The sequence below is a fragment of the Photobacterium aquimaris genome (assembly GCF_002954455.1).
In the GTDB taxonomy this organism is placed as follows: Bacteria; Pseudomonadota; Gammaproteobacteria; order Enterobacterales; family Vibrionaceae; genus Photobacterium; species Photobacterium aquimaris.
In genome coordinates this window covers 1,149,235-1,162,232 of sequence record NZ_MSCC01000001.1, presented here as the reverse complement: position 1 = coordinate 1,162,232, position 12,998 = coordinate 1,149,235, and the positions used below count along the sequence as shown (strand labels likewise).

Annotated in this window: 13 protein-coding genes; all 13 read right to left on the bottom strand. The window is 29.6% G+C overall.

Annotation, left to right across the window (positions count from 1 at the left end):
• Positions 1-70 precede the first annotated feature (70 nt).
• On the bottom strand, positions 71-1,726 hold the full coding sequence (locus BTN98_RS05070; protein WP_105029958.1) for a tail fiber domain-containing protein: 1,656 nt from the start codon (positions 1,724-1,726) through the stop codon (positions 71-73).
• Positions 1,727-1,866: 140 nt separating this feature from the next.
• Positions 1,867-2,715: a phage tail-collar fiber domain-containing protein gene (locus BTN98_RS05065; RefSeq protein WP_105029957.1), complete on the bottom strand. Its 849-nt coding sequence runs from the start codon at positions 2,713-2,715 to the stop codon at positions 1,867-1,869.
• 319 nt (positions 2,716-3,034) lie between these two features.
• Complete coding sequence (locus tag BTN98_RS05060) at positions 3,035-3,694, bottom strand: glycosyltransferase (protein WP_167390198.1); 660 nt, start codon at positions 3,692-3,694, stop codon at positions 3,035-3,037.
• Positions 3,695-3,704: 10 nt separating this feature from the next.
• Positions 3,705-4,106, bottom strand: a complete 402-nt coding sequence (locus tag BTN98_RS05055) for a hypothetical protein (protein ID WP_105029955.1) — start codon at positions 4,104-4,106, stop codon at positions 3,705-3,707.
• Between the two features lie 2 nt (positions 4,107-4,108).
• Positions 4,109-5,218: a glycosyltransferase gene (locus BTN98_RS05050; RefSeq protein WP_060998024.1), complete on the bottom strand. Its 1,110-nt coding sequence runs from the start codon at positions 5,216-5,218 to the stop codon at positions 4,109-4,111.
• A complete protein-coding gene (locus BTN98_RS05045) occupies positions 5,208-6,296 on the bottom strand; it encodes a glycosyltransferase family 4 protein (protein WP_060998023.1) in 1,089 nt (362 codons plus the stop codon). The genes BTN98_RS05050 and BTN98_RS05045 overlap by 11 nt, the downstream gene beginning before the upstream one ends.
• Positions 6,296-6,994, bottom strand: coding sequence for a glycosyltransferase family A protein (locus tag BTN98_RS05040; RefSeq protein WP_205853512.1), 699 nt, complete (start codon positions 6,992-6,994; stop codon positions 6,296-6,298). Before BTN98_RS05040 ends, BTN98_RS05045 begins: the two co-directional genes overlap by 1 nt.
• Positions 6,957-7,100, bottom strand: coding sequence for a glycosyltransferase family 2 protein (locus BTN98_RS20830; RefSeq protein ID WP_205853511.1), 144 nt, complete (start codon positions 7,098-7,100; stop codon positions 6,957-6,959). The genes BTN98_RS05040 and BTN98_RS20830 overlap by 38 nt, the downstream gene beginning before the upstream one ends.
• Before the next feature lies 1 nt (position 7,101).
• Positions 7,102-8,205, bottom strand: a complete 1,104-nt coding sequence (locus tag BTN98_RS05035; protein ID WP_060998021.1) for an EpsG family protein — start codon at positions 8,203-8,205, stop codon at positions 7,102-7,104.
• Positions 8,206-8,235: 30 nt separating this feature from the next.
• Entirely contained in the window at positions 8,236-8,673 is a 438-nt protein-coding gene (locus BTN98_RS05030) for a tyrosine-protein kinase family protein (RefSeq protein ID WP_146107003.1), read from the bottom strand.
• The gene (locus BTN98_RS05025) at positions 8,630-10,351 is read right to left on the bottom strand and encodes a GNVR domain-containing protein (protein WP_105029953.1); all 1,722 of its coding nucleotides are present in this window, start codon (positions 10,349-10,351) and stop codon (positions 8,630-8,632) included. The genes BTN98_RS05030 and BTN98_RS05025 overlap by 44 nt, the downstream gene beginning before the upstream one ends.
• Before the next feature lie 392 nt (positions 10,352-10,743).
• Complete coding sequence (locus tag BTN98_RS05020) at positions 10,744-11,676, bottom strand: glycosyltransferase family 2 protein (protein WP_060998019.1); 933 nt, start codon at positions 11,674-11,676, stop codon at positions 10,744-10,746.
• Complete coding sequence (locus BTN98_RS05015; RefSeq protein WP_060998018.1) at positions 11,669-12,916, bottom strand: oligosaccharide flippase family protein; 1,248 nt, start codon at positions 12,914-12,916, stop codon at positions 11,669-11,671. The genes BTN98_RS05020 and BTN98_RS05015 overlap by 8 nt, the downstream gene beginning before the upstream one ends.
• Positions 12,917-12,998: the final 82 nt, after the last annotated feature.

The window sequence follows — 12,998 nt, the reverse complement described above, 5'->3', positions numbered from 1 at the left end:
AACGGCTGTTCTACTTTGATTATAGTTGTTGTGACAATTGTTTTAACCGTAGTTAAGGCTTGGTGGTTATTTATTTTATTAATAATAGCTTTTCATTTAATTGTTCAATTTTTTTCTGTTGTTCTTGAACTACTTTAATAAGCATATATATTAACGGTGTGGATTTATCAACTAAACAATCTTGAACTATAGTGCCATCATTTAAAGTTATCTCATTGATATTAGCGACTAAAGAAGGAAATATTTTTTGTAAGTCTGTTGCTAATAAACCAATCTGTTTATTTCCTGTAACCTTAGAATTATAAGTCCCAATCCGCAATTTCATTAAATCTGCAGTATAATCTCTACAATCCTCAAAATTAGTTTTAGTTCTAGGATCTGATATCACACCATAAGAACCTGTAGCATTTAATACCGAGCCATCAGATTCAACCATATATTTAGTTGTATGATTATAATCTTTAACATAAAAAGGTTTATAGTCCGGAAGATCTTCAACCATCCAAACACCATAACCATAACCGCCATTCGCTAAGTCGGTGCTTCCAGGTAATATAATATGTCCATATTCCGTACTATTTTGGCGATACTCTACCCCTCCAGCTAAATCACCACCAACAAGAGTTTCCTTTTGACGAAAATTAACTGAACAATTAAAGTTATAGTTCGCAACATCAATAGTTACAGGACACTTAATAGAATATTGCAGATAGCCTGTATGATCCATAATATGAGATATTTTTTTCTCACTTTCTCCAGTTCCTACCGTATGCTCAATAACATGTGTATGTACATCTACTTCGCCAAAAGAACCAAAAACTTGCTTACCGTGTTGAACATTAGGCGATCTAGTTTGATCTATCTCAACCAGCCCACCCACAAACTTGACATTATTACCTAAAATAACGCCCCAACGAGATAAATGATTAGCACCTTGAAAAGCTTCAAAATCCGTATTTGATATTTTCAATGAGTTATGGAGGATATTACTACACGCGCCAGCAGTCTCAAAATCAATAACTTCCCCACTCATACCTTCAAAAGCGCAGTTTTGCATATATACATCACATGCTTCAAATTTACCTGCACTTATACATAAATGGCCTCTAATCCCATCTAAAAAAGTAGTCGTGGTGAGGTTATCATCGGAATAAGTAGGTTGCTTAAACCATACCGGATAACTAACATCATAAAAATTAAAACCAATCGAATGGTAATAGCTACCAGAACTACTTCCCTCTATTGTTGCTGCTGGTTGGAATACAACGCAAGAATAACCACCTGAAAATGATATTTTGGTCGATACATAACAAAATTGTTGAGAACCTGCTTCTGATTGGTTCATATCGTTAGGAATAAAACCAATATGCAATACATTTCGATATCCCGATGAAAAAGCACCGCAACCACAAATTCGAGTAAAATTATTGGATGCGCGCAGAATAATCATATTATTTGATAAGGCACGAATTTTGGTTCCTGCACTTAAAATAAAAGAGATACTTTTTGTTTGTGATTGTCCTTGTCCTGGTGTGTAAGGAACGTGCCAACCAGTTTTATAGCCATCATCTTGTTTTAATACAGGGTTAACACCGTATTCATGATCACCTAAAATAATATCTCCCCCACCATTTGCTTGAACATTACTAATAAGTTCATTCATTTCTTGTGATGAGTGTGCGAGATCACTTATATAATCAGGCGCATAATATTGACGCGTGTTCACCGAATTTTTTACCCAAGATTTTTTTTGCCAATTTCCCTAACTGGCGTAAATCCTGAAAAACACCATCTGAATCTATATGACAAAGGTTATAGATCTTATGCGAATTATCATTATTATCTGTATAATCATCTACGACATTTTTATTCGAAACGATTTTTAGTATGGCTTTTTTTTTCACCAAGAGCTAACTCTTTGTAATAAACATCTAAATAAACATACTCATCTTTAGAAAAATCAAGAATTACATCCTTATTTAGTTCAATTCGAATACCATCTAAATATCCATAACCAGCATGTATTTTTAGATTATTATCTTGTTTTGATACTAAAAATCCATCATCAATAAACCAAGATTTACCATTCTGGTCAATGATCATTTGAGACAAATTATGATCAATCTGCTCTATACGTTTCACTGTCTCAAATTGCCAAGTTTTAGGCTTATTGGTAATATTAGTGAGCTTTGCTAATTCTGGATACTCTAAGATCATTGATTGTATTAAAATACCATCATCTTCTTTTTTAATTGTCACATCAGGATAATTTATGGCTATGAGAAGATCATATTCAGTAGAATATAAACCAACCCAATTAAAGATAAAGTCACCAACGGTATTAGATAGTATTGTTGTAAATATCACTGAGTTATTATCAATACGGGCTTGCTCAACAACATCAGAACGATAAACGATTTCATTATCATTAATAGTTTCATTTTTATTAGGGCAACTATTTCTAAATGATTTATAACCAAATATGATTTCATCACATGTAATAATATCACTATTAACTATTAACTTAGAAAAGAGAAGTCTAGCATTATTCGTAATAATAATATTTGCAGGATCTTTTTTATTACTTTCTTTTTGAGCAACTACCGTCTTAATTTCGCTAGCATATGCTGAACTACCAATGGCAGCACCTCCAACTAGCATTGATGTGCCTTTCATAAATGCTCGTCGAGAAAAGCTAGAGTTTTTCTTTTTCATCAAATACACCTATTTACAACAAACTATAGTTACATGTAAGTTACTTTAATCTATGTTTCAATAATTAAACAACATTAAAAATAAAAAAAAAGTATTACTATTTGTAAATATAAACATAAAAAAAGCACATATATAATAAAATATATGTGCTAAATCAGTAATTTCATTTATATATTCATTAATTAGTAATTATAACAGTATAGCTTCGATAAATATCATTAACTCAAAAGCTATTCAGTATAGATTCAATACGACAATAAAGATAAATAATTGAACTGATGGATATATTGATTGCTAAAAAACAAACAATATTTATATATTATTCACCAATTATATACTTAATAAATGTCTTACTTTTATCATTGGCATCAAAATTATCTTTTGCTAATTGAAGAGAAGACTGTGATAATTTTTCAAAATGATTTTCATTTAATGTAGATAAATAAATTATTTGTTCACATATCGAAGAATAATCGCCATTTTTAGAAATGAAACCATTAACTCCATCGACAACACTGTCAATACAACCTGGTACATCATAACATAACACAGGAATTCCTAAAGCATTAGCCTCCATAACTACAACAGGAAAACCTTCCCTTCGTGATGGCAATACAAGAACATTCATCTTATCAAGATAATTCATGATTGGTTGTTTAAAACCATGAAAAAACACTTTTTCTTTAAATTTAGTTTTAAAGTGTAAAACATCTGATTCATTTAATGATGATGGATTAGATGGATAAATATCACCAAAGAAATGAAATTCAAATTCAATACCTTTATTGCATAACTCATCTATTATATGAAATAAGTCATCAACACCTTTCTGTCGGATTAACCTTCCTACATAACATATTTTAATTTTGTTGTTTAATATTTCATTCTTTTTACATTGGTATTTATCTAATTCAATACCAATGCCGTTTAAAATTAGATCTCCGTTTTTACCTAGTTTAGAATATTCATCCTTGTTCATAAATATTCTTTTAGCTGACATTGAAAATATTATGTTTTTTATGATAACAAGAAATCTGGGATTTAACTCTCCTAAAGTACCTAATCCCTCTACAACCACTGTAACTTTTTTTTCTAAATATAAAAAGAACTGGCGATAATAGCATTGTTCCTGCTAGGAAATGAGATATGATCACATCGGCCCAGCGACCAAGAGATAATAACTTCATATAAAAAAAGAGAAGACTAAATCTACTTTTTCTTATCAAGACTAATTCAACACCAATTTCTTTTAATTTTTCCTCAGATAAATGATCATCTGAGACTGATAGCAATTTAACCTTATGCCCACTTTCAATTAATTTTTTAATATAATTATATCTGAATAAGTAAGCTGTTTTTGTTGAGTTATGTAAGATTAAAACTTTTTTCATTTCTATTTACTCTGGTATATTTCCAACCATTTCTTTGTTATTGCCGAAATAGAATAATTATTAACAATTCTATCTCTTCCTTTTTTAACTAACTTTTCTCTTTCCTCCGCAGGTAACGTTAATGCTGTTATCATCGCTTGTGCTAAAGCATTTGAGTTTTGTGGTGGAACGACAAAGCCACCATCACCAACACCTTCTTTTACACCACCACAATCAGTTGCAACAACCAAACATTGTGTTAATAAAGCTTCAGCGGTAACTAAACAAAAACCTTCATATTCAGATGATAAGACAAAACAGTCAGCAGCAGAAAGCCAACATTCAACATCACGTTGTAAGCCAAGGAATGTTACAAAATCATCTAAACCTAGTGTTTTAGTTAATTGTTTTAATTCTTGCTCAAGATAACTTTGTCCAATAATAGCAAGCTTAATTTTTTTACCCTGTTCAACGGCATGTTTTACAACAATAACCATTGCATTTAACATATTAGGATAATCTTTCTGTTCTTCTAATCGTCCAACAGCTAAATATAAAAACGTATCATCATCAATACCTAATTCTTGACGTTTTAATATTCTTGCTTCAGGTGAAAAAACAAATTTTTTATCATCAAATCCATTACCAACAGTAATCATTTGATTTTCTTTTACCGCACCAGATTTTACAAAAGCTTCTACTGCTTCATCGCTAACATTTGTATTAATATCAGCTAAAAAGTTTGTGTATTTATATGCTAATATACGCCCTTTACCGCCTTCATTTGTATTGTGAGCAGTACATACTAATCTTGGCATTTTCGTGAACAATCTTAATAGTCGAGCAAACATATTACCGTGAATCATGTGGCTATGAACCACATTCGGAGCAAATTTTTTCACTACAAAATGACAAGAATAAAGCGCTTTGAGTAGGCCTAAAAATGTTTTTTCCATGCCGAGATCGACAATTTCAATATCAGGATTTTTAGGTTTAACATCTTGTTTTCCTGTTAATGAAATTATCATAATTTGATTGCCCAAATCACATAACTCATCAGCTAAGTCGCATATCTGTCGTTCAGCTCCGCCCATACCTAAGTCTGTTGTGATAAAACAAATTTTATTTTTCATTATTTAATAACTTCATCCATAGATTTATAATAGGTTCAATAGCAAATTCTGAACGGCATTTATTAATAGCAGCTTGACTATATTTCGCATATTCTTCATCATTATCAAAAACTGTAAATGCTGTTAATATTTTCTCTGCTAATGATGAAATATCACCATCTTTTGCTAACCAGCCACACGTTGAATCAATAATTTCTTTCGGACCCGTTTTACAATCAAAAGAGACCAAAGGTAAACCAGAAGAAATAGCTTCTAATAACACCATTGGTAACCCCTCAAAACGAGAACTCATGACATACAAATCAGCTAACTGATACTGCTCTTTCATGTCACTTACATGAGAAATCCATTCAATATGATTTGTTAAACCAAGCTTTTCTGCTTGTGCCTTTAATGCAGCCTCGTCTTCACCACTACCGACAATACGTAACTTCCAGTCTTGTCGTTGCTTAATCACTAAAGCCCAAGCATCTAATAAAAAATCAAATCCTTTTTGATAAGTCAAACGTCCAGCTGAAATTGCAATTTTCGAATTTACCGATTGTCGAGGCTGACTTAACTCAAAAGATGCTGGATTTGAAATTGCCGTAATATTAGCGCGACAACGAGCATTCTTTAACCAAATATTTTTATCTGTTTCAGTTAATGTAATAACATCATCACAACAAAATGCTGCAACTTGTCGAGATATCTTTCTAAGTTTCAATCCCAAATCAACATCAAAATTGAAATGTTCCCAGCAAATATTCCTTATATTTATTCCCAAACAAGCAGGTACTGAATACAAGGCCAACATAGATTCAATATTAATAAGTACATCTACATTATTTGACTTAATATATTTTCTTAATTTAGCAATTACCTTATGGTAATGTTTTTTGAAAACCAATTTATATTCAAATAAAGTATCTTTTTTGATATCGTCATTCAGTGGAAAAGCACAATGTTCTCCATCATACAAGCTTAAAAATTGAACAGAAAATCCTTTTTCAGACAATTGATTAGCAATAATGGCAGCAACTCTTTCTGTACCGCCGGTGCGGTTCAATGAACCGGTAAAAAAAACAATTTTTTTCATTACTTATTCTTAATAACAAAATATGAAGCTTGAATCCATCGAATAATCGTTTTAACGAATGCTACTGGATTACTTAAAAAACAACGAAGAGGAATATTTTTTAGCATCGCTGAACGAGAAATTAAATGCCCTTTCGCATGTTTTTCTAAAGCAGAACGACTCAATCTATTATCAGCGTGATCATCAAAGAAAAAACCCAAAAATTTATTAACATATAAAAACTTATATTTCGTCGATATTGTTGAATAAAACCAGATTTCAGGAACAAATTTAATCTTATCGTTCACAGGATATAGATAGTCCTTTAAAATATTCGTTTTGAAAATATCAATTCTCTCTCCAATAATTCGACTACCAAACTCATCAAACCATGAATTAATAGAATATTCATTATCAATAGAATAAGTACTATCTGCTGTTTGTGATGATTCGCGCTTAGATAAAGCCCGAATTCCGATAACTTCATCATTGTTTTCAATCATTGGAATATATTTTTCAAAAAACAATGCTAAAGAATCTTCAATTAACGCATCATCAGAATCAACGCCTATAAAATACTTTCCATTAGCATTTAATACAGCACGATTCCAAGCTGATTGTTTACCTGCGTTTTCCTGATAGATATATCTAATTGTTATCTTGTTTTCTTCCTGAAATGCTTCAACGACTTTTTTTTGTAGAATCAGTTGAACCATCATCAACAATCAGCCACTCAAAATCACGATAACTTTGTGTTAATAAACTGTTGTAACATTTAATCAAATGAGCATCTCGATTAAACGTTGGAGTAAATATTGTTAACATTTTATCTTATCCAAAAAGGTACATAAGCATAGACAATGCCTGAGGATAAGTTCTTATAAAAATTAAGAACAAATACAACAGCAATTGCTAATTGAAATATATAGTTTCCAAGCAACGACTTTTTCATAAAAATATCATATAAAATTGCCGGAAAAAAAATAAATCCAGTAAAACATAGTAATTGCATTCTCATTAATATAGGGACACCATTAAATACTAATGCGATGCAAGTTGACCCTAACATTGATATATAAAGATATTTATAACCAATATTTCTCTTTTCTTTCCTATTGTAATAAAAAGCTAATAAAACAGCTAAAACGATAGAGAAAATGAAATTCACGCCTAATGTTGCACCACTTAAATCGTTAGTCCCCTGGTATCGTGTTAATTGAGATGGCATAAATGGTAAAGTTATTAAATAATTCGCAGGCTTTAATATCGATAAAAAAGCGCAAATAGAAATAACAAATAATGCAAACTTAATATTGTACAATATTTTTTCATTAACAAATCGTACAACCAATAAAACACCAAATACAATTAATGATGTATTATGGAACAACACAGCAATATAAAATAAAAGAAAGCTTTTATATGGCTTATTCTCTAACATTTTTAGTATTGATATTGCAGATAATAAACATGCAAAACACAATCTAATTTGAGTAAAGTCTCTGAATAATAAAAACATAGATACATATATAAAATATGATATTATTCGGAATTTACCAGGGATATACTCGAATATTATATAAAGTAAAGCAATTAAACATAAAAGATTAAATGCAAATCTAAATTCAAAAAAATCTAAACCACAAATACTAGCAAGTTTTTCTAGAGATAAGAAACCTACTTCCTGCCCTATCACAGATGAATATTTGGATATTTCGCCAAAAGGTATATTACGAACAGCATTAAAAACAGAATGATATACTAATGCATCACGATCAACGCCTAGTCCTCTAGACGAAACAATACCATAAACAACAATAGCAGCAATAAAAAGACAAATTTCGTTTGCCTTTTTATTGATACAAGAAATACTTAACAATGTAACTATTAAAAATGGTATAACATTATATATATAATCGAACTGATACATATTAGAAATCATTAATATTACTAATCTGAACTACTTTGTATAATGTGAAAATTCACAATTAACACTAGATTTTTCATCAATACCATTAATAATGAAACCTGTAATATCGATATCATTTTTTAGAAATATTTTTTTCAATGTCATGATCTCTTTCGTAGATGTTTTACTAAAATAACCAACAACTAAACGTAATTTACAATATTCACTAATAAGTACACTATCAGACGCAGCTAAACTCGCAGGTGTATCTATAATCACGATATCGTAGTCAGATGATACTTTAGTGATTAAAGATTCCAATTTAGATGTCATTAACAGTTCAGAAGAATTATCAACAAGTTCACCACAACAAATGACATCAAGATTATCAACTAGTTTACTTGAATTAATAATCTCATCTAATGTTACCTCTTCTTTTAAATAATTACTTAATCCTACTCGTGTATTTATTGAAAAAAAGATCAGCAATAGCTCCACTTTTCATATCAGCATCAATAACTAATACTTTTTTCCTAGACTTAGCAAATAATGTAGCTAGGTTAGTAGTTATAAACGACTTACCTGAACCTATATCAGGGCTACATAACATGACAATATTTGCTTCCATTTTCTTTTGTAGAAAATAGATATTTGCTCTCAACAATCGTAACGCTTCGATAGCAATATCATCATCATGACTAATAGCTAATAATTTATTATTTTCATCCTTCGCTAACTGTGACTGATTTTTTGAATAAGGAATATTTCCATACATCTCGAAACCAAGTTCATTAACTTCACGTGTTGATATAATGCCTTTTATTGTCATATATCTTAAAAGCACAATAACTGTTGATAAAATAAACCCTAAAAATGTAAACATAATTACAATAATTGTCTTTTTAGGTTTTATTGGCTGCGTTAAACTATGCGCACTATCTAATATAGTTGCTGTTCCAATCGCCGTCCGCTTAACAACACTTAGTTCTTGCTCTTTTTGCTTTAATTGTTCATAAATCAGAGAGTCGGATTTAACAACTCGAGATAATCGCAATACTTCACGTTGAGTCGTTGGAAATTTATCTATCTTAGCGCTCAATCTTGCTTTTTCAGCTAAAAGTATTTGTCGTTTCTTTATTAAAGCAATATAAATTGGATGCTTTTTAGTATATTTAGTTGCAACACTACTCTCTTGGTATACTAATTCATTTAACTGATTTTCAACATTAGCCAACGAATCTAAAGCTAACTTTGACTCAACATTAAGATCAACTGAGCCGTGATTTTCACGATATTGCTCAAGTTTATTTTCAGATACAATTAAACGTTTCTTTACAAGTGGCATTTCTGCTTTAAGAAAAGCTAAACTATGCGCAGCTTCCAAAGCATAACGTTTTTTATTAAACATCAGATAATTTTTACTGATATTGGCTAATATTTCTTGGATCTTCTCTTTATCTGTACCGGTTATTGAAACCTGAAGTATTGCAGCACCGTCAAGACTAGGCTTACCTATTTCATTAACTTTTAATTTAGCTTGTAAATTGATAGCTGCTTGATATTGATCTAAGACATTAATATCAAAAACGTCGCCATTATGAGCATTGATTGAAGAAATCAAAATACTATAATTTGCAGTTTTTTCTAGCTCTCCAACCCGCCCCTTAAGTTGCGTATTTGTTAACTTATCAATTAAGGTGTAATATCCAAGCTTCGCATCGGTAACAATCAGTTCAAAATGATCGTTCTGCTTATTGTTTACTACTAATTTACCTACATTAACCTTCTTTGGATCATGCGATAATTTAGATAAAACATCTTTAAAAAATGATTTTTTTCTTGGTGTAACAACTACTTGTAAATTTAAATCGTCTATAGTTTGACTTAAAAATTTACGTGATTTAATAGTTTCAGTTTCAACAACAGTGCTTGATGACAATGAAAACAAATTAGCAATATCTTGACCTAAATTGCTTATTCTAGATTTATCATTATCAACTTTAAAAATTACATTTGCTTGATAAACAGGCGTTGATAATTTTGCATAACAAACACCTACGACAATAAAAAATATCATCGAGAATATAATAAACCAGCGATTGTCTTTGATTATTTTTACATACTCAAAAAAATCTATTTCATCTTTATCTTTGTCTTTATCTATCATCGTAGTATTTTTATATCAGAAATAAGTATCACGATCTAATATCCATCATATTAATAATAGATATGTATTTGTCATCAAATAATAACGGTAAATTTTATTTAATGTAGATTGAACACAACCCATTGAATTCAATACTAACCATAAAAAATAGTAATTACAATAGCTTTTAGAGATAAATTATTCTTATATGTCATTTATTAGCTAAATTTTTAAATTCACAATAAAAAACATATTTACTGTGAATTTATCTATCGTGAACTATGCTTAATTAGTATTTACGTAAAATGTTAGGATAAAGTTACATCTATATTTCATAGAATAAGTGGAAAATCGATAACACTTAAAACCAAATTTAACAATAAATACAAAATAAAAAATAAAATTTATTCACATCAAGCATAATCTTTCTTAGTTACTATACGTAATCTATAAAAAATAAACTTGCTAAATACTCTAAATATTATCGCCTTTAAATTCTTTGAGCTTATTATCATATTTATAGAGATGATTTTATTAACCTCTTGCATTGCATTCATTACATGTGAATGGTCTAGATGATCAGCCCTAGCACATTTAGATAAAAATGATATGTATTGCTCAGCTAAAATTTTGGAGAAATAAATTTTGTCTTCACTATATTTATTTGAATATCGGTACAATCCAAATAAAGCATCATCAACATGAGAGAGTTCAACAGTATTCGTTATGCTCAAATTTCGCATTCGATAGTAAACAATTATGCTATCTATAAATTTACATGTTGATGCTTTATAGATAACTAAAGGTATAACTAATTGGTCTTCAAAACATCGGCCACAATCAAAACTCATTCCATCAAATAATGAACGCTTAAATACATACTGCCAGCAATAAAAATCAGCTTCTTCTGCAATATCATTCCGACTAATCAAAATATCATTACCTGAAGGTAAAGTAGTTTTATCGAAGTTTTCACCATCCATAAACTTTTTGTATTTAAATTTATAGATATCAATTTTAGATATTTTTATTTCCTTTAATATCTTGTCAATAATTCCATTAGCTAAAATGTCATCCGAATCTAAAAAAGCAACATATTTCGAAGATGACTCCTTTAAGCCTGCATTTCGAGCAGCTGATAGACCTTGGTTAACTTGATGAATATATTTGAAATCATATTCATCATTATATTTTTTTATTATTTCACCTGATCTATCTGTAGAGCCATCGTTAATCAAAATGACTTCAACATCATCTTTAACTTGACTAAAAACAGAATTCAAACATTCATCTAAATATAATTCAACATTATATACAGGAATAATTATTGACAATAACTTAGGCATACTTTCCTCCAACAAATATCTTACGTAAAAGATTTTTTCTTGCCACGACTATTAATAGTATTATAAAACTCAACATTTCAACAATAACAATTGAAGCTGCACCTCCAATTGCACCATATTCATGAGATAAGTAATAACATAGTGGAATATGAATAACAGCAACAATCATTGGTAATATTGTATACTCTTTCTTATATCCGTGAGGTAATAATATATAATTACCCAATACAGTTGATTCAAGGGTTAATAATATTGTAAATGAAAGTATCATTAATACCCCACCTGCACTTTTATATTCCGAACTATAAAAAATTGATACAATTTCTTTATTAAATATAAATATGAATAATATAATCGCTATTGACAAAATGCCTTGAATGACAAAAGTCATTCTTATTACCCGATAAGCTTCACGAGTATCACTCATTAATAACTTATTAACTCGAGGATAAATCACATTCCCCATAATGAAGAAAACACCTAGAATAGCACCTCTCAATCGATCCGCAGCAGAAAATAAGCCTACCTCTGCAATATTAGAAGATAAACTTATAATAATGGTTGTACTCATTGTATATAAGCTTATTGCAAAAGATGCTAAGAATATTGGTGATGCTTCATGGATTGATTTATAAATTGATAGCTCTTTATATTTAACTGATACTAATAACTTATTTTTAACAATATAAATTATTGCAAAAAATCCAACAATAAAGTTTGTTGATGATTGAATAAGTATAGCGATACCAATATCTGTATTATTTCTTACAAGAATAAAAAACAGAGGTAAAGATAATAATTTAGTAACCACCATTAAAAATGAAATTACAGGTATTTTTTCAATCCCTTGAAAAAACCACATTGGTAATAGTACAGTTCCTACTAACATTATTACCGAATAATATAACGTTGAAGAAAATATATGGTTAACATTTGATGATACTAAAATAACAATTGCCAGTATAGACACTAAACAAAATGTTATTTTTGCAATCATCGTTTCATAAAAAACAATAGATAATTTTTTTTTGTCGTTTTGAATCTCTGCTATTTTTTTTGTTGCTGATAAATTAAAACCAAAATCAACTAACATTACAAAATATTGTATTGTTGATAATGTTAGACCATATTTACCAAAACCATCGATACCCAAAACGCGGCTTAAATATGGTAATGTCAATAATGGTATTAAATAATTGCTTCCTTGTACAAATAACAAAGAAATCATACTTTTAAACATAAAATCACTACTTTATAAGAAAAACATCTACCATATATTAAAAAACATTTAATAAATTAATTAATACACAGAATGGCGATTC

Bases quoted from the DNA above. Each gene is read 5' to 3' on its own strand.
- BTN98_RS05065 (WP_105029957.1), bottom strand. From the start codon at position 2,715: ATGAAAAAGAAAAACTCTAGCTTTTCTCGACGAGCATTTATGAAAGGC.
- BTN98_RS05060 (WP_167390198.1), bottom strand. From the start codon at position 3,694: ATGAACAAGGATGAATATTCTAAACTAGGTAAAAACGGAGATCTAATT.
- BTN98_RS05055 (WP_105029955.1), bottom strand. From the start codon at position 4,106: ATGAAAAAAGTTTTAATCTTACATAACTCAACAAAAACAGCTTACTTA.
- BTN98_RS05050 (WP_060998024.1), bottom strand. From the start codon at position 5,218: ATGAAAAATAAAATTTGTTTTATCACAACAGACTTAGGTATGGGCGGA.
- BTN98_RS05045 (WP_060998023.1), bottom strand. From the start codon at position 6,296: ATGAAAAAAATTGTTTTTTTTACCGGTTCATTGAACCGCACCGGCGGT.
- BTN98_RS05040 (WP_205853512.1), bottom strand. From the start codon at position 6,994: ATGATGGTTCAACTGATTCTACAAAAAAAAGTCGTTGAAGCATTTCAG.
- BTN98_RS20830 (WP_205853511.1), bottom strand. From the start codon at position 7,100: ATGTTAACAATATTTACTCCAACGTTTAATCGAGATGCTCATTTGATT.
- BTN98_RS05035 (WP_060998021.1), bottom strand. From the start codon at position 8,205: ATGTATCAGTTCGATTATATATATAATGTTATACCATTTTTAATAGTT.
- BTN98_RS05025 (WP_105029953.1), bottom strand. From the start codon at position 10,351: ATGATAGATAAAGACAAAGATAAAGATGAAATAGATTTTTTTGAGTAT.
- BTN98_RS05020 (WP_060998019.1), bottom strand. From the start codon at position 11,676: ATGCCTAAGTTATTGTCAATAATTATTCCTGTATATAATGTTGAATTA.
- BTN98_RS05015 (WP_060998018.1), bottom strand. From the start codon at position 12,916: ATGTTTAAAAGTATGATTTCTTTGTTATTTGTACAAGGAAGCAATTAT.